15 protein-coding genes are annotated in these 18,861 nt (G+C 34.4%); 1 reads left to right on the top strand and 14 read right to left on the bottom strand.

Annotation, left to right across the window (positions count from 1 at the left end; all coding sequences use genetic code 11):
- Nucleotides 1-92: 92 nt before the first annotated feature.
- The 8 genes from BW939_RS02575 to BW939_RS02540 form a co-directional block, all read right to left on the bottom strand.
- Nucleotides 93-461: a hypothetical protein gene (locus tag BW939_RS02575; protein WP_076449492.1), complete on the bottom strand. Its 369-nt coding sequence runs from the start codon at nt 459-461 to the stop codon at nt 93-95.
- Nucleotides 462-465: 4 nt separating this feature from the next.
- Nucleotides 466-1,140 carry a superoxide dismutase gene (locus tag BW939_RS02570; RefSeq protein ID WP_076449491.1) on the bottom strand — a complete coding sequence of 225 codons (675 nt, stop codon included), beginning with the start codon at nt 1,138-1,140 and terminating at the stop codon, nt 466-468.
- A gap of 87 nt (nt 1,141-1,227) precedes the next feature.
- A complete protein-coding gene (locus tag BW939_RS02565) occupies nt 1,228-1,911 on the bottom strand; it encodes an SCO family protein (RefSeq protein WP_228417086.1) in 684 nt (227 codons plus the stop codon).
- Entirely contained in the window at nt 1,898-2,173 is a 276-nt protein-coding gene (locus tag BW939_RS02560) for a YHS domain-containing protein (RefSeq protein ID WP_076449490.1), read from the bottom strand. Before BW939_RS02560 ends, BW939_RS02565 begins: the two co-directional genes overlap by 14 nt.
- Nucleotides 2,174-2,575: 402 nt before the next feature.
- Nucleotides 2,576-2,938, bottom strand: coding sequence for a hypothetical protein (locus BW939_RS02555; RefSeq protein ID WP_076449489.1), 363 nt, complete (start codon nt 2,936-2,938; stop codon nt 2,576-2,578).
- Nucleotides 2,939-3,153: 215 nt separating this feature from the next.
- Nucleotides 3,154-4,371 (bottom strand): efflux RND transporter periplasmic adaptor subunit, encoded by a 1,218-nt coding sequence (locus BW939_RS02550; protein WP_076449488.1) that lies wholly within the window; start codon nt 4,369-4,371, stop codon nt 3,154-3,156.
- Between the two features lies 1 nt (nt 4,372).
- Nucleotides 4,373-8,737, bottom strand: coding sequence for a CusA/CzcA family heavy metal efflux RND transporter (locus BW939_RS02545; RefSeq protein WP_076450115.1), 4,365 nt, complete (start codon nt 8,735-8,737; stop codon nt 4,373-4,375).
- Between the two features lie 244 nt (nt 8,738-8,981).
- A complete protein-coding gene (locus tag BW939_RS02540) occupies nt 8,982-9,305 on the bottom strand; it encodes a DUF6660 family protein (protein ID WP_076449487.1) in 324 nt (107 codons plus the stop codon).
- Nucleotides 9,306-9,460: 155 nt separating this feature from the next.
- On the opposite strand from BW939_RS02540, the gene BW939_RS02535 reads away from it, so the two are divergent.
- A complete protein-coding gene (locus BW939_RS02535; RefSeq protein ID WP_076449486.1) occupies nt 9,461-9,868 on the top strand; it encodes a type II 3-dehydroquinate dehydratase in 408 nt (135 codons plus the stop codon).
- Nucleotides 9,869-9,995: 127 nt separating this feature from the next.
- Here the strand turns inward: BW939_RS02535 and pckA are convergent, their stop codons facing one another.
- The 6 genes from pckA to BW939_RS02505 form a co-directional block, all read right to left on the bottom strand.
- A complete protein-coding gene (gene pckA, locus BW939_RS02530; RefSeq protein WP_076449484.1) occupies nt 9,996-11,612 on the bottom strand; it encodes a phosphoenolpyruvate carboxykinase (ATP) in 1,617 nt (538 codons plus the stop codon).
- Nucleotides 11,613-11,738: 126 nt separating this feature from the next.
- On the bottom strand, nt 11,739-12,644 hold the full coding sequence (locus tag BW939_RS02525; protein ID WP_076449482.1) for a GYDIA family GHMP kinase: 906 nt from the start codon (nt 12,642-12,644) through the stop codon (nt 11,739-11,741).
- Nucleotides 12,645-12,655: 11 nt separating this feature from the next.
- The gene (gene fabD / locus BW939_RS02520; protein WP_076449480.1) at nt 12,656-13,531 is read right to left on the bottom strand and encodes an ACP S-malonyltransferase; all 876 of its coding nucleotides are present in this window, start codon (nt 13,529-13,531) and stop codon (nt 12,656-12,658) included.
- A gap of 40 nt (nt 13,532-13,571) precedes the next feature.
- Complete coding sequence (locus BW939_RS02515; protein ID WP_105170171.1) at nt 13,572-15,275, bottom strand: amino acid ABC transporter substrate-binding protein; 1,704 nt, start codon at nt 15,273-15,275, stop codon at nt 13,572-13,574.
- A gap of 40 nt (nt 15,276-15,315) precedes the next feature.
- The gene (bshC, locus tag BW939_RS02510; RefSeq protein WP_076449478.1) at nt 15,316-16,899 is read right to left on the bottom strand and encodes a bacillithiol biosynthesis cysteine-adding enzyme BshC; all 1,584 of its coding nucleotides are present in this window, start codon (nt 16,897-16,899) and stop codon (nt 15,316-15,318) included.
- 11 nt (nt 16,900-16,910) lie between these two features.
- Entirely contained in the window at nt 16,911-18,839 is a 1,929-nt protein-coding gene (locus BW939_RS02505; RefSeq protein ID WP_076450111.1) for a putative porin, read from the bottom strand.
- Nucleotides 18,840-18,861 lie beyond the last annotated feature (22 nt).

Raw genomic sequence — 18,861 nt, 5'->3', positions numbered from 1 at the left:
TTGGCAAGACAAAAAGATATGAGCGGACAGCCCGACCCGAGCTAAGGCTTTAGCTTTGGAGAGGGAATCGCCCAAAAAATTGATATGATCAACTAAAAAATGGGTGGTCTGAAAATGTTTTTCAGAAAGAGGAATGTGTAACCTGTTTTGTAAGTAAAATTCAGGTTTGGGAATGAGAAATTGTTCTCGATTGACGTTTTGAAAACCTCTGTAGGAATGTAAAAATCCAGTACTTTTTGAACGGAATTTTTCCCTTTTGAAAGTGGTGAAGAATCGGTATCGGTAGTTTTAGATAACTTTTTAGCCAAATAACATTTCCCGTTACAATGGAGGTCAATATTTTTCTTGTTAACGCAGAGTTCTTCGCTGATGTATTGATAATTCACAGCATACTCCACCAACGGAATCAGAGGCCTGAATACCGTAAAAAAGGTGAGGAATATGCTGCAAATTAAATTCAAAATATTATTTTTTGCTTAAAGCTTCGTCGTATCTTCTGCTGATTTCTTTCCAGTTGGTTACGTTCCAGATGGCAGTTAAATAATCAGCTCTTTTGTTTTGATATTTCAGGTAGTAAGCGTGCTCCCAAACGTCGATTCCGAAGATTGGCGTTCCTTTTTCTTCTACAACATCCATTAACGGATTATCTTGATTTGGTGTTGAAGAAACAAATAATTTCCCACTTTTATCTACAGAAAGCCAAGCCCAACCAGAACCGAAACGGTCTGCTCCAGCTTTAGCCATTTTTTCTTTGAAAGCATCCATACTTCCGAAAGCATCGGTGATTGCTTTTATTAATTTTGCTGATGGCTTTGTGTCTTTTTGTGGTGTAAGAACCGTCCAGAATAACTCATGGTTGTAATGTCCACCAGCATTATTTCTTACCGCCATTGGCAAAGTTCCTGCTTTTGAAAGAATCTGAAACAAAGTTTGCTTTTCCTGTGGCGTTCCCGCAATTGCTTTATTCAAATTAGCAACGTAAGCAGCTGCATGTTTTGAATAGTGAATTTCCATTGTTTGGGCATCAATATTTCCTTCCAAGGCATTGTATGCATAAGGTAAAGCCGTCTGCTTAAACTGTGCAAGCGCAAACTGCGCGGCAAATACTGCAGTAAATGCAGCTACTTTAAAAATCTTCATAACGTTTTGTTTATATGGTTGAATATTTAGTTGGAAACAGTGTTTTTAATGATTGTTAATCAATCATTTAGCTTCCAGTATTTTATCTTATTTCAATAATTTTTTTATATCTTGTATTAGAATTTCTCGGTCTGGGTGAAACTTACCGTTCAATTTAGGGATTTTTCCTTCGGCATCTTCATAATTTAATCCTGAATAATAAAGAATCGGCATATTTTCTTTGTTGTATCTGCAACGAATAGTTCCTTCTTTATCTACTAAAGCAATCATTCCGCTGTGATTGAGGTTTTCGCTTTCATCTTCTTTATCTCCTACGTAAATATCAAACTGATCCGCCAGATGACCAATGTAGGCTCTGTCACCAGTAAGAAAATGCCAGTTTGGAGATTGTACACCTATTCTTTGAGCATGACTTTTCAAAAGCTCTGGTGTGTCATTTTCAGGATCTATGCTGATGGAGATAATTCCAAAATCCGGATTATTGATTTCATCTTCAATGGCTCTCATATTGGAGTTCATCACCGGGCAAATCGTTGGGCATTTACTGAAGAAAAATTCTACTAAATACACTTTTCCAAGCATGTCTTTGTTGGTCATTTTTTTATTATCCTGATTGGTTAGTTCAAAATCCGGAACTTTCATCACGCTATAAAGACTGCTTTTAAAGTAGCTCATTCCAAATCCTATTCCTAAAAACAGTAGAGCAATTATCGCAATAGGAACAACTATCTTCTTTTTTGCACTGTTTTCTGCCATTTTATTTTTGGACATATTTTTCAGGATCTTTATTAAACTCATCCTTGCAATAGCTACTGCAAAAACCGTACGTTTTATTTTTGTAGATTGCCGTATGCTTCATATCAGGTTCCGTTTTCATATCGCAAATTGGGTCAATAGAATTGGCGAATTTTACAGTTTTTGTTTTTGAATTTGAAGCTGTAGTTTTTGTTTTATGTTTTATTTTCGGACTTTCTTGAGCACAAGAAAATAAAGAGAAAGACATTAATACCGTGAAAATTATTTTGAATTTCATTGAATTTAAATTTAAAATGAATGATGATTTTTAATGAAAATAAAGATTGTTTTTTATTGTCCGTTATTAATGATGAAGCCAAGTTCACAAAGTTTTTTTTAGCTACTATCCGTTTTTAAGGCTCGCAGATGAAAATTCACCGATTCCATTACAATTTAAAAAAAAATATCGGTAAGGGCGTAAACTGTGCAAAGGGTTTTCAATGATGACGGAATGTGAACAATCAGTTTGTTATTAAACTAAATTTAATTTTGTTTATCTGAAATTTAAGCTAGTAAAAGATTTGAATGATTACGGTTTTTCTTAGTAAATCTAAAATATTTTTCAGCATATAAGACGCATTTCTAAACCTTAAATAAGTAAATAAATTTAAATGAACGAACAATTTAGTTTAAATAGAATTTATACTAAAGGGGGATGAAATATTTTAGAAAAATAGTCTGAAGTATAGAAATCTGTATTATACGGATTGTACTTTTCTAATTTAATATATGATTGTGAATGATCTGAAAAAGCAAAAACGTCAAGAGATAAAAAAATATCTAATCCTGGAATTTTTATATTCTGACTGTTATTAGATTGCTTTTCTGTTTTTGCTAATTCTTTTTTGACGAAACATTTTCCTTTACAGTCAGACTCCATCAATTTTCTATTCTCACAAAGATTTTTTACAATGTAATCATAATTAACTGCATAGTTAATTAATGGCAAAACCGGACGGATTGCAATGGTAAAAATGATAAAAAAGGATAAGAGAAATTTCAAGTATCAAATCTTTACTACAAATATAGTGTAGAATATTTGGTTTGATTGCATATCATGATGAATGTCATTTTTGCATGATTAGATGTAAACTCAACGCCATATTATTGCAAGCTTTCTAAACAGTTTTCTCAAATTCCTTTGGCAAAAAGCCTGATCTCGTTAATCCTTAAATTTCTTTTATGTGTGAGCAATTATTTTTCCTACTATTTAAAAAATTAATGTTCGTGTTCTCCGGAATTTGTCAGTTTAGCATTAATAAAAAACGCTCCTTTTGTAGCAATTTTCGCACTTTCCGGGATAGATTTTACAGGTGTAATTGCTGTGTAACCCATTTCTGAAGTCCCTTTCACTACTTCTATCCTCTCAAAATTAATCGTTTTTTCATTGTGTTTCTCCTCAGACTTTACATCTTTATGATTTTCTGCCTTTTTATCACTCACGAGAAAAATATAATCTTTTCCGTCAGCACTTGTGATAGCCGTGTTGGGAACTGCAGACATTAATTTATTATCTAGGCTTACCACTGCAGTGGCATTCATTCCATCAATCAGACCATTTTTATTTCCTTTTACTTTGCAATGAATCGGAATAGTTTTACTTTGATTTTCAAAAGCTGTTCCTATGCTGTAGACCTCAGCATCATATTCTACTACTGGATTATTGGTTAATGTAAAATGAATTTTCTGTCCCACTTTTATCAATGGCAAATCTTTTTCAAAAACCTGTAAATCGAGATGCAAAGAACTGTTGTCAACAATTTCTGCTACAGGTGATGAAACATCAATATAACTTCCGATCTGCAGTAAAATAGTACTTATTGTACCACTAATTGGTGCAGTAACGGCAAGTCCTGACCTTAAATTTTTATTGGAAACACTTCCGGGACTAATTCCCATCATCTGAATCTGTCTTTGTAAAGAAGCTCTTTTTGTTCTTAAAGTTTTCAACTCCGCATCGGCATTTTGTAGATTTTTTTTCGCTCCGGCATCGTTATCGAAAAGTTCTCTCTGCCTTTTGTATTCCTGTTCTGCAAAAATAATTCTACTTCCTATTGTTAAATAATCTTCTTGCAATTGAATAAACTCTGGATTGGCAATTGTAGCAATCACTTGTCCTTTTTTTACATAATCACCTACCTGAACATTTAATGTTTTAATTACTCCGCCGTATAGAGAAGTAGCACTGGCTTTGTTATTATTGGGAACACTCAGTGCTCCATTGGCTTTAACGATCGATGTGAGCTCTTTCATTTCAATTTGTCCCAAAGAAATTCCCACTGCATCCATTTGCTCTTGCGTGAGTTCTGCCAACTCAGAACTTTCATGTTCTGATTGTTCTTCAGTTTTTTCCATTGATCTTTCAGATTTTTCAGATTTTTCACAACTGGCAAGAAATAATGTCAGAAGAATAAGTATGATGATATTAAATTTCATTTTATTTGTTGATTAAAGAATTAATATTGATAACAGTTTGGTTTACCTGCTGAATGGATTGCAAATATTTCAGCTCTATATTGGTTGCTGTTTGAAGCGCAAACAAATATTCTACATAAGAGATTTCTCCTGTTTTATAACCCAACTGAGCGGCTTTTACAATACTTTTTGCATTAGGAATCGCTTGATTTAAATAATATTGATATTGCTGAACATCCTGCTGATATTGATTAAACGAATTTTCTAGTTGAGCATCCAATTGTTGCATCTGAAACTTCGCATTCTTTTCCTCCATCTGCTTTTGGTATTCCAGCGATTTCATTCTTGCTTTTGCAGCACCGAAAGTTAATGGAATAGCCACTCCAACGGTCACCGCATTGAATCTATTCTCAGACCCATAATATTTTTCCTGTCCATTTAAGGTGTGGAAACCTATCAAAGACTGATTGGTATATCCAATACTGAAATCTGGTAAACCTTGTGCTTTTTCAACATTTTTATTCTTTTCCAGCACTTCCATATTCTGCTTAAAAATCTGGATCGAAGGATGATTTTCAACTGTTGCACTGTCTAAAAGATATTCAACTTTCAAAGGCTCATATTTTTGAGAATCCGGAATAGAAATATCTTCATCTGTATTTAATAATGTCTTTAAATTTTTATAGGCATTATTCAGATGTACCTTATTTTGCTGAAACAAAAGACTGATCTCTCCTTTCTGAGTTTCCGCGGTGTTGATTTCTATTTTTTTTATATCACCTGCCCTAAATCTCACTGTTGCAATTCTGATGAAATCACCATACAAACTATCGAGATATTGCAATTTTGATTGATTGTACTGCAAATATTCAATTTGATAAAAATAAGACCTTACTTGTTTTATCAATTCATTTTCGGTAACTTGTTTTTCTATCTTTTTGGTTTTAATTTCTTCCTGAATTAATTCTTTTCTCGCTTTAAACAAAGTGGGAAACGGAATGGTTTGAGAAATAGCAAAAGACTGGTCAAATTTCGGGCTGTTGTATTGTCCGAGTTGTGCACTGAAATCCAATTTAGGAATTTCTTTTGCAGTTGGTATTAAAGCTTCAGAAGACTGAATATTGAGATCCTTTGCTTTCATGGAAGGGTTATTTTCCTGTAACAATTCTATCGCCTGATCCAAAGAAATTTCTCTTGAACTTTGGGCTTTCAAATTTTGACTTAAAAATAATGTTCCTATTAGAATGATTACTGTTAAAGGCTTTTTCAACAATTTATCTGTAAGATTTATTTTAGAATTAAAAATGATATACAACATCGGCAATACGAACAAAGTAAGGAAAGTCGCAGTGAGTAATCCTCCAATAACAACGGTTGCTAAAGGTTTCTGAACTTCTGCCCCCGCGCTTGTACTGATTGCCATCGGTAAAAATCCGAAAGAAGCAACGGTTGCTGTCATTAAAACTGGTCTTAATCTGGTTTTTGTTCCTTCAATCACTCTCTTAAATACATCGGTAACGCCATCTTTTTCTAATTGATTGAATGTTCCGATTAATACAATTCCGTTAAGAACTGCCACTCCGAACAATGCGATAAAACCAATTCCTGCACTGATACTGAAAGGCATTCCTCTCAACAAAAGCGCAAAAACACCTCCGATTGCACTCATCGGAATCGCTGTAAATATCAAAGTTGCTTGTTTGAAAGAATGAAATGTAAAATACAGCAACATAAATATCAGGAGAAGCGATACCGGAACGGCAATCATCAGTCGTTGACTGGCTTCTTTTAAATTTTCAAACTGGCCTCCGTAGGTAAAATAATATCCAGATGGAAGTTTTATCTCTTTTCCTAATTTTTGCTGAATATCTTTCACAACACTTTCTATATCTCTTCCTTTCACATTAAAACCAACCACAATTCTTCGTTTTCCCACTTCACGACTGATTTGGGAAGGTCCCAATTTATATTCAATATTCGCTACCTGAGATAATGGGACCTGAGTTCCGGTATTGGTTGGAACCATTAAATTACTCACATCATCAATATCTGTTCGATACAGGCTGTCTAATCTTACCACCAAATCAAAGCGTCTTTCATTTTCAAAGATCTGACCGGCAATTTTTCCTGCAAACGCCGTACTTAAAACATTGTTGACATCTTCTACATTTAATCCGTAATTGGCAATTCTCGTTCTGTCATACGTCACATTGATCTGCGGAAGTCCGCCCACTCTTTCAACCTGCGGAGAAGTTGCTCCCTCAACATTTTGAATAACTTTGCTCACTTTATCGGCATAAATGGAAAGTGTATCCATATTTTCACCGAAGATCTTTACCGCAACATCTTCTCGGATCCCTGTCATTAATTCATTAAAACGCATTTGAATTGGCTGATTCGCTTCAAAGAAAACCCCGGGAATTACCTTCAGCTTTTCTATAATTTCGTCTGATAATTCTGTATATGATTTTTTTGATTTCCATTCTTTTTGAGGTTTTAAAACAATGATTAAATCTGTAGCTTCAGGAGGCATAGGATCTGTAGGAACTTCGGCAGAACCCGTTTTACCGACTACCATTTTCACCTCATCCAATTGTTTAATAACTCTTGAAGCCTGCATCGAGGTTTCTATACTCTGGCTTAATGAACTTCCCTGTGGCAGAATACAATGGAAAGCAAAATCTCCCTCCTGCAACTGTGGAATAAACTCTCCACCCATTCTGCTAAAAATAAATGCTGAAATGGAGAACAACACAACAGTAAGCCCAACAATTATGTATTTAATTTTAATCGCTTTCTGTAATAAGGGTTGATAAATCTTTTGCAGACAAATCATCATTTTATCCGAAAAATTTATTTTGTGAATCGTTTTCTTCGAAAGGAAAAGCGCGCACATCATCGGAATATAAGTGAGTGAAAGAATCAATGCTCCCAAAATTGCAAAACCTACTGTTTTGGCCATTGGTGAGAACATTTTACCTTCAATTCCTACCAATGTAAGAATCGGGATGTAAACAATAAGGATGATAATTTCTCCGAAAGCTGCACTTCCACGGATTTTTGAGGCTGAAAGAAAGACTTCTTCATCCATTTCGCTTTGAGTTAATCTTTGAACCGATTTCCTTAATCCTAAATGGTGTAAAGTAGCTTCAACAATGATTACCGCTCCGTCTACAATTAATCCAAAATCTATTGCTCCAAGGCTCATTAAATTGGCACTTACCCCAAACACATTCATCATTCCCAAAGCAAATAATAAGGATAGAGGAATTGCAGATGCTACAATGAGTCCTGCTCTGAAATTACCCAGAAATACAACTAAAACAAAAATAACGATCAGCGCCCCTTCAATTAAATTCTTTTCAACTGTACTTATGGCTCGATCTACCAAATCGGTTCGGTCTAAAAATGGTTCAATGATAATATCTGCGGGTAACGATTTTTGAATAGTGGGAATTTTTTCTTTAATTTTATTCACAACATCATTGCTATTCGCATCTTTCAACATCATAACTACTCCGCCCACGGCATCTGTTTGGCCGTTGTACGTCATCGCTCCATAGCGTGTTGCATGACCAAAACGTACATCTGCCACATCTTTTACAAAAACAGGAATATTTCCAGAATTTTTAACGGAGATATTTTTTATATCTTCTAGAGAAGTTGCCAAACCAATTCCGCGAATAAAATAAGCGTTCGGCTTTTTATCAATATAAGCCCCACCTGTATTTTGATTGTTTTTTTCGAGCGCTATAAAAATATCGGAAACACTTATGCCCATCGCTTTCAGACGATTAGGATTCACCGCTACTTCATATTGTTTTAACTCTCCTCCGAAACCATTAATTTCTGCAACACCTTCTGTACCATACAATTGCCTAGAAACAATCCAATCTTGCATCGCACGAAGATCTTTTGCATTGTATTTTTTTTCGCTTCCTTTTTTGGGATGCAAAATATATTGGTACACTTCGCCCAAACCTGTACTTACAGGCGCTAGTTCCGGAGTTCCAATTCCTTTGGGGATATTTTCTTCGGCTTGCTTTAATCTTTCGTTGATTAATTGTCTAGCAAAATAGATATCTACTTTATCTTTAAAAACAACAGTAATTACCGACAATCCGAATCTTGAAATACTTCTGGTTTCTTCTATATCGGGAACCGTTGCAATACTTTGTTCAATTGGAAAAGTGACCAATTGCTCTACCTCCTGCCCTGCTAACGTAGGACAAACAGTAATAATCTGCACCTGATTATTGGTAATATCAGGTACAGCATCAATTGGTAATCTGGTGGCGCTCCAACTTCCCCAGATGATCAAAAGCAAAGTCATTATGCTAATAACAATCTTGTTTTGGATACTAAATTTTATGATTTTATCTAACACAAATTGAGATTTAATTTGTGATTGTCTGTATTTTTTAACGCAAAAATGCTTAGTTTTTTTTTGATTACTAAGTGTTTTCAAGATCGCAAGCGCGTTCTACTTAGCAAAGATGCAAAGACATACAATCTGTTAATTTTAATTGAAATGAACACTCCATCATTTAAAAAACGACAGGATGCGAAACTATCATGAATGCCTCTGCAACAATATTGCAAAGCTTCATGAGATACTTAAAATCAATAAATTAAATCTTAGGAGGTTGCCAAATATAGTCGTAAACCTGATAGGCAAAATTGTTTTTCTGAAATAGAATTTTCTTGGAAAAAAAGGTTTGTATCTGCTTAGGAATATTCATTGAAACATCCATTTTAAAAGCTGTAACCGTAATCTGACAGCAATTGCAAACACATAATGGTGAACAGATGTCGCCTTTGTCTTTTGAGTGAGATTCGTCGACATTAAAGGATAGTTCTGTTTTTTTTGAACCTGATTCTTGATGCACATCTTCGCACGGCATTACGGATAATACCACAAAATACATTGCTAAAATCAATCTGAATAGGTTCATTATAACAAAGGTAGAGATTTTTTTGATTATACTAAGTGGGTTTAAATAATTCTTTACTTATTGTCTTAAATTTTAATATTGCATCCCTTACCATTACTGAAAATGATTTAGATAGAAAGATCCGACTTATTGAAAAAACTTTTTAAATTTAACCTATGAAAATTTTAATTGTAAATGGCCCGAATTTAAATCTTTTAGGCAAAAGAGAGCCCGAAATCTACGGAAGAATTTCTATGGTTGATTATTTAGAAAAATTAAAATCTGAATTTCTTTCACATGAATTGAGTTATTACCAATCCAATATTGAAGGAGAATTGATAAACAGGCTTCAGGAAGATGATTTTGATGCGGTTATTATTAATCCCGGAGCTTTCACGCATTATTCTTATGCGATTGCAGACTGTTTAAAAAATATTCAGAAACCGAAAGTGGAAGTTCATATCAGTAATATTTACAAAAGAGAAGAATTTAGGCAGAAATCTGTAACGGCAGCTTGTACTGATGCAGTTTTGTCTGGTTTTGGGATAGAAGGCTATCGATTGGCGATATTGAGTTTGAAATAATCCCTCACCGATTGCACAGATTTTCACAGATGAATGTGTGAATTTTGCTCTCGCAGATCAAACTGATTATACTTATTTTTCTTTAAAATAAAAAAGCCTCATCAATTGATGAGGCTAATCACTATTTCTAAATGGTCTGTTCCTGTAATTGAGGACCAGAGGCAATCAGCTTTTTGGCTTCGTCATTACCGCAGTACTGCTCGAAGTTTTTGATATATTTTGCAGCAAGATCTTTTGCTTTTTCTTCCCATTCTGCCACATCATTGTATGTATCTCTTGGATCTAAAATCCCTTCAGAAACATTTGGCAATGAAGTTGGTATTTTAAGATTCATCACAGGAATAGTAATTTTATCCGCATTTTCAATTGACCCATCAATTATTGAATCAATGATAGCTCTTGTATCTTTTAAAGAAATTCTTTTTCCTGTTCCGTTCCAACCTGTGTTAACTAAATATGCTTTTGCACCATGTTCTTTCATCTTTCCAATCAGTGTTTTAGAGTACATTGTTGGGTGTAATGTTAAGAATGCCTCACCAAATGCAGGAGAAAATGATGGTTCTGGTTCTGTAATTCCTCTTTCTGTTCCTGCTAATTTTGAAGTATAACCGCATAGGAAATGGTATTGAGCCTGATCTTCATCTAAGATTGAAACTGGGGGCAAAACACCAAAAGCATCAGCAGAAAGATAAACAATCTTGCTTGCGTGACCTGCTTTAGATGGTAAAACGATTTTATTGATATGATATATTGGATAAGAAACTCTCGTATTTTCAGTGATTGAACCGTCTTTGTAATCAGCGACTCCGTTGTTGACTACAACGTTTTCTAAAAGAGCATCTCTTTTGATTGCTCTGAAAATATCCGGTTCTTTCTCTTCAGACAAATCGATTACTTTAGCATAACATCCGCCTTCATAATTGAAAACTCCGTTGTTATCCCAACCGTGCTCATCGTCACCAATTAAATATCTTTTAGGATCTGCAGATAAAGTAGTTTTACCTGTTCCAGAAAGACCGAAGAATAAAGCTACATCCCCTTTTTCACCAACGTTTGCAGAACAGTGCATTGATGCCATACCTTTCAATGGAAGATAATAATTCATCATCGCAAACATTCCTTTTTTCATTTCTCCGCCATACCAAGTTCCTCCAATGATCTGAAGCTTCTCTGTAAGGTTGAACATCACAAAGTTCTCAGAGTTTAATTCTTGCTCTTCCCAATTTGGATTAGTTGTTTTAGAACCGTTGATAACCGTAAAATCCGGCTCTCCGTAATTTTCTAGATCATAATGAGAAGGACGAATGAACATGTTTGTAACGAAATGCGCCTGCCAAGCCACTTCAACGATAAATCTTACTTTAAGTCTTGTATCATCATTGGTACCGCAAAATGTATCGACAACATAGATTTTTTTGGCATTAGAAAGTTGAGTTAAAACTAAATCTTTACAAGATTCGAAAATTTCGGGCGTTGTTGGCAAATTTACTTTACCATCCCAGAAAATAGTATCTTTCGTAACATCATCCTGAACAATATACCTGTCTTTAGGCGAGCGACCAGTGAAAATCCCTGTCTGTACAGATACTGCACCAGATCCTGTAAGTTCAGCTTTTTCAAATCCCTGATTTTCAGGTGACATTTCCGCTTGATATAACTCTTCGTACGAAGGATTATAAGTTAATTCATACTCTCCTTTAATCCCTAATTTTTGTAAATCTTGGATGATTTTAGCGTTTTTCATTTTACTTATATTTTCTTTTTGCTTTTTGTTTGTTTAACAATTGATATTAACTAAATGTTAAACTTCGATAAATATAAACATATAAGTGAAAATGACAAATAAAAAAAAAGACTTGTAAATATTTGATTAACAATCTACTAAACTACCCCATTCATAAATTGTTGTAAAACCTTTGCCCCAAAAATAGTCCTCAAAGCCTTCAAATTTCGTGCTCATCACAAAATCGCCACCCCAAGCACCTAAACTTTTAACAAATTTTGCACAATCTGCAAAAAAAATCGATTTAACTGTCGGAATTTCAATGAAATCAGAAATACATTGCTCATGCAACATCATTAACTCCGAAAATTTATCTAATTCATCACACAATAAAATATTTCTTGTGAGATTAGAAAATTCATCAACAAGGTTTTGAGACTTTATTTTGGATTTATAAAGATTAATTCCTTCTCTGCTATCTTGTTTTTGATTTAAATGAATGAAAATCAGTTCATTCTTAAATTTTGGATTAAAATTCACTTTTTCAAATTGTATTTCAGGTTTATTTTGAAATAAAACTGCAGACTTGGCTTTTGCCACGGCAATGTCGTAACCGCTGCCTCCCAAGCTAATAGAATTCAAATAGAAAGGATCAATTTCAGACCACTCCGCAAGATTGTTCATTAAAGTAGAACTACTTCCTAAACCATAATCTGCAGGGAACTGAAGATTAGTTTTTAATTTGTAAGAGTCAGTATTTTTAAATTTAATTTCAGATAGACTCTGAACATTTTTAAGAGTTTTAAGAATAAACTCTGTACTAGAAGTAATATTGGTTTGTAAAATTTGCCAATTTTTGTAATCGATTACCGCCTTTAGCCATAATCTGTTTTGATGGTATGCTTCCCAGAAAATAAGAGATTTTTCGTCTTGTATTTCTTCAAAAAAAAACTCTTGTCCTAGCTTGGTGGGTACCGCTAAGACAAGAGCTCCGTCTACAGCGAAATATTCTGAAGTCAGCATTAGCTTTCCTGGTGAATAAATTTCGCCCATTTTTATTCAAATTAAATTGCGGAAGCCGATGTAACTTCGCTATCAATTTTTTTAATTAATCCTTGTAAAGTTTTCCCAGGACCTACTTCTATAAAGTTTGTAGCACCGTCTTTGATCATATTTTGTACAGACTGCGTCCATTTTACAGGACCCGTTAGCTGAGCAATAAGATTTTGTTTAATCTGTTCGGGATCGGTGATGGCAGTGGTCGTAATATTTTGATAAACAGGAATGGTGGCTTTTCTGAATTTTGTTTTCTCTATTGCTGCAGCCAATCTCTCCTGAGCCGGTTGCATTAAAGGGGAATGGAAAGCTCCGTTCACAGGTAAAAGTAAAGCTCTTTTTGCTCCCGCTTCTTTTAATCTAGCACAAGCTTCTTCTACAGCTGAAGTTTCTCCAGAAATAACAAGCTGCCCAGGGCAATTGTAGTTTGCTGGAACCACTATACCATTGATGGTAGCGCAGATTTCTTCCACTTTAGTATCATCTAATCCTAAAATGGCAGCCATGGAACTTGGATTGGCATCACAAGCCGCCTGCATTGCTTTTGCTCTTTCAGAAACCAATTTTAAGCCGTCATCAAAAGATAAAACCCCATTGGCTACCAATGCTGAAAACTCTCCCAAAGAGTGACCGGCAACCATTTCAGCGCCAAGACCATTTACCGCTTTCAATGCTGCAACTGAATGGATGAAAATTGAAGGTTGTGTAACCTCAGTTTTTTTTAGATCTTCATCTTTACCATTAAACATAATGGAAACAATATCGAATCCTAAGATTTCGTTGGCATACTCCATCAGGTCTTTAATGTCTTTTCGGGAATCGTATAATTCTTTTCCCATCCCGACAAACTGTGAACCCTGCCCAGGAAATACAAGTGCTTTCATGTATTTAATTAAATATTATAAATAGTTTAGTTTCTAGTAATTATGGCATAAGTCTAATGACTCTGTAACCTTTGTTGATGTAGGCTCCATTTGCTTTCGCTCTTTCAAACTCAAATTTTGTCGCAAGCTGTGTCTGCACCTTATTCATCTGTTTAAAGATTTCTCCTTTTTTATTTTCTCTTGTAAGCATATCATTTACAACATCAAATCCTATCACGGCATATTTACCGGGAGATTTGCAGTATTTAGCTTTGTAAGCGGCAAGAATTTCCTTTTCAAAATTTCCGTCTGCGTCTATTTTTCTATCCATCAAATAAACCAAACTTGCCTGGCTCAAATCATCAACTTTCTTTTCGAAACTTGAAACAGAATACATACTAAAGGCTTTCAAGCCCTGCACTTCTTTAGAGAGCGTAATGATTTTATTTGAGAAAACTTCTCCTGCAGCATCGTTATCATTGGCTAAAACAGCGATTACTGGTGCATATTGCCCCGTCATCATGTTTTGATCTAATTGTACTTCTGCTGCAGAATTTACGATGATGATGTTGGGGTTTTTTAAAACTTTTTCAAAACCTGCTTTCAGGTAATTGGCATTTTCTTTTTTGGCATCAGCAACTATATAAATTTTCTGATTAGAATAAACTGCTTTTACTTCATCTACAATTTTATCGGCGTAAATATAATCGCTTGTTTCTAAAATAATCAAATTGCTATAATCGTGTAATTCTGGAGAGTTGGCAAAAGGAGAAACTACAGGGATTTTCTGTGTTTTTGTAAAATCTAAAAGATCGATGACGTTTGATTTGAAGAAAGGCCCAATAACCAAATCTGTATTGTTTGGGTTAATTTGTGTGAGAGAATTTCTAAATGAAGCTTCGTTGCCAGAATCTACAATTTTCACATCTAATTTTTGACCGTTACCCGCATTTCTTTCTATGGCTAATTTAGCACCTGTAAGAAAATCAAGAGCCATGGCTCTGTACTGAGAATCGTTTGAGCTGTACCCGAAAGGCAGCATTAAAACTACATTTAAAGCATCCCCAGTTTTCTTAATATAAGCGGGATCTAGTTTTTTGATTTTCAAAACCATTCCGGTCTTGAGACCTTTAGCCAGATCTGGGTTGATGGCAATAAGCTCATCAATGGTGATTCCGTATTTATTAACGATTGAGAAAACAGTGTCCCCAGACTCTACAGTATAAGTAACATACTCATCATTTTGGGATGAAAAAGCTGAGCTTCTATCGTTCCCAGAATCAATCTTTGTCTTATTATTTGAGGTGGGTGTAGAGGTAGGTTGCTCAGCAATTACAGCTTGTGAACCTCCATATTTTTTGATATTTTCTAAAGGAAGAGTTATCTCATCACCAATTTTTGTGTGCGTATCAAGATCAGGATTTAGTTTTCTGAGGTCTGTTTCAGAAATTTTGTACTGTTTTGTAATACCATAAATGGTTTGTTTCGGTTGTAAAACTATTTTCCCTAATTCTTTTGTTTTTGCCTCACCAGCTTTAGCTTTCGGCAGGGTTGCAGCAGATGAAGATTTCACCGTTAAAATCTGCCCAATTGCAAGAGAACCGTTTTTAGTTTTAGGGTTTAGCCTAAAAAACTCATCTACGCTAATATCGTATTTTTTTGAAATATTGTATGGATTATCGCCTTTTACAACTTTGTGAGTCTTCTGTGCAGAAAGCCCAAAAAATGTAATTAAACTGGATAAAACGAAAAGCTTTTTAATCATTTTGTGATCTTAAATAGTTTACAAAAATACTTCTTTAAAATTAAATGGCAACAATAATTAATTGTGATTGCTCCACATCCATCTCAATGAAACAAGTCTCAAGCCATTCATTGCCATAATCAGCAAAAAAAACGCTGAAATTATAAACCCTTTCCTGCCATGTTTTTGCAGGATTAATTTCCGTGAAAATTGTTTCAAGTCTTTCTAAGAGCTCACCTTGTTTGGTCTTTTCCGCTTTTAATAATCTCTTTTTGAGCCTATTAAAAGATTTCATCTGTCTTACTTCTTCCCCTTTTACCATATTTCCGAAAGACTTTTCGGTTTTTTCGGCAAGCAGTTTAAGGTTCTCGAAATGAGATTTTAAAAGATTTTCTTTTTCTTCTAAATTTTTTAAAATCTCATTATTATCTAAAATTTTATTGTTGGTAACCTTCGTGAAATTTCCAAAAAAATCTTCAATATTTAAATTTAAATTATGCATTTTCTTCAACACTTTTTCTTCAACGAAAAGCATAGAATTTCTCGGAATAAGAATGGGAAACGGTATTTGCAATGATTCAAAATAATCTTTAAGCTCCAGCCAATACATAATTTCAGCATTTCCGCCGATGTAAGCTAGATTGGGAAGTATTTTTTCCTGATAGACAGGTCTCATTAATGCATTTGGGCTAAATTTTTCTGGAAAATTTCTGAGTTCAGCGACGATTTCATCTTTGGAGAAAGAAATTTCGGTATCGTTTAGTAAAAATCTTTCTTGAAAAGCATCAATTCTGTTTCTTTTCTCTGAAAGATAAAAAAGATTAACTTCTCTTGGATTGACTTGTACTTTGCCGTACTTGCTTGTCAAAAATTCTACTCTGTTTTTAGATGCATTGAATAATGAAGAGTTTAAAATTTCGTCTTTGAAAATTTCAGTCATTTGAGCTTTTAATGACGCAGCATCACCATCTATGATAAGCAAGCCATATTCTGAAAAAAGCCTATTGACCAAAATCCTGATAGATTCTGTAAGAGATTTCCCAAACTGATAAGATTCTTTAAGCATTAATATCAGTTCGGTACCAAAAATATTGTCTTTAAATTCTTTTTCAAATTCTGAAATAAAATGAGTGTCTGTTAATTTAATTTTACCAACTGCTCCTCCATTTTTCTCGTTGATTTCGTAATAACCATTTTTCGTTTTAAAATGATTGATTTCTGCAAAATCATGATCTTCTGAAGCCATCCAATAGATGGGTACAAAGTTCTGATTGGGAAATTGCTGTTTCAAATAGAGGCATGTTTTTACTGTTTGTAAAATTTTATAGATAAAAAACGCCGGCCCCGTAAAAAGGTTCAACTGATGCCCAGTTGTTATCGTAAATGTTTGAGAATTTTTAAGATTTTCAAGATTTTCCCGCTGAAGATCTGAAAGTTTTAATTCTGAAAGTTGTGTATTTATTTCATCAAATAAAATTTTTCTTTGCTCATCCGAGAAACATTTTTTCTTTTGAATCTGTTTTTGAAAATTTTCTTTCGAAAAGGTAAACTCTTCAAAACCCTCATTTTTTTTACCAACAAAATCTTTGATGAGTTGAGGAATATTTTCTATGTTTTTGAAATCTATTGTTTTTAAAGTTCTCAACTTTTAAGTTTTTAGTTGAACAAATACCATACGACCCCAAGATTTAACCTGAAATCATACACTGGATAATGTGGAAACGCGTAAGCTGTGTTGGGTGCAACGAGATTGCCAATTTGCTGACCCTCTATGAAGAAAAACATTTTTTTAACTTTCATATTAAAATACACATCGGCAATTGGTTTTCCTCCGATTGAAAAAGAGTTATTCCCTGGAAGAATATATTCATTTACTATTGGGAAATATTCTCTAGATGCAAATTTGGTGAAATAATACACTTTAATGCCTGCCTGAATTTCTGCCGCATTTTTAAATGCTCTCGACTGAAAGTAAAGGTTTCCACGACCTATAAAACTTGGTAATGGCAAAAGATTTCCGTTTGACAAAACATCTTGAAATTGTAATCTTGTATTGAAATGAAATTTACCATAACTGAATGTTGCATCACCACCAATCTGCGAAATATTCACCGAACCTTCACTCTGCATGGGCTGTCCGTCTGAATTAAAGTAAGTGTAGTTGTCTATTCTGTAATAATTGGCGAAGATCTGTGTTTTGAACCATTTCAGATTTACACTTCCTCCAATATCCATCACTGCCTGACTTTTGGCATCCTGAAGATAATAATTGTATTTTCTGTAGATTGAAGTATTTGCCAAATAATTGAAAGAAGGTGTGGAAGTCTGAAAATTAACATGAGCATCCACGAAATAATCTTGCACAGGCTCGAATTTCAATGCGTTTGCTGTTCTGAGGTAACTCCCAAACTGACTTCCGTTGGAGAATTCTAAGAATGATTTTAAAGCAATTTTATCAAAAAGATTGACCTGCAAATTCCCCACTGCTCCGATTCTGCTTTCCTTCATTTCTGCTGGAACAGATAAAGTGGACAGCGCAATTTCGTTTAAACCAAATTTCAACGTTTGGTATTTTACACCTGCATCTAATTTAAATTTAGCATTATCAAAAACCAAACTTACAGTATTACTGAAGTTATCGGAATATTTTTTGGTAGAAGCAGGAAAATCATTGACTATTTGTGCAGGAAGGTCGTACCAATAAGCATCGGCGCCCCCTTGTGTGTAATAATATTTGTTCCCTTGGTGAGACAGCGTATGTCTTATTCTAAATGGAAACTTTTCTGAATTAAAAGGTGAAAACTGATGACTGAGATAATATCTTCGGTAAGAAAACTGTGAACTTGAATTTTCAAGATTAACCTGTGCATTCCATTTATTGCTATAATCTGAATCTCCTGCCTGGAAAAGATCGTCATCTACGATGCCCCCGTTTTCCTGATTGTTGACATTTTGATGTAGGTAGTGTGCAAATAATTCGTAATTACCGCTTTTGGAAACATAGTGACCCGAGAAAATAGTGTTATTATTGGATGCCAAATAGTTTCTGTAAATCCCCTGAGAGCGAAGACCGGCGTATTCTAGAGCAAAATTAAATCTTTTCCCGATGTTCTGAGTGTAGGTAGAACGTAGAGCGGCTCCGTTTCGCATTGCATTGTGATAAATGAAAGATGCGGTTGGGGTTTTGACGTCATAATAAAGTACATCTTCTGCTGCTAAAAGATTGTAACCTTTATTCGATGGAAGCAATGCTAAATTTTGTTCAGCCATCACTTCATAAGATAACGGATTAAAGCCTGCACCTATATTTGAAAATTGTACTTTTCCAAAATTATCTTTGTTGTTGTATTGTGAAAAGATGTAGGTTTTATCAGCAGTCATCACCGTATCAAAGATTTTTTTCTCAGCCCACTGTTTTTGTATGAGGTAATCGTTGATGGTAGGTTTAAAGATCTGCATAGAATCTTTCTTACCAGAGTCTACGATAATGGTATCTGCATCTTTCGCGCTCGTTAATGTATCTTTCACAATTTGTGCGTGTAGATTTGAGCAAAATAATATAATTAAGAGAAATATGTATTTCATTGAATTTAAAATCAAATCTTTT

Source organism: Chryseobacterium piscicola (assembly GCF_900156685.1).
In the GTDB taxonomy this organism is placed as follows: Bacteria; Bacteroidota; Bacteroidia; order Flavobacteriales; family Weeksellaceae; genus Chryseobacterium; species Chryseobacterium piscicola.
Note: the sequence above shows the minus strand (reverse complement) of the source record. Positions and strands in the feature narration are given on the sequence as shown.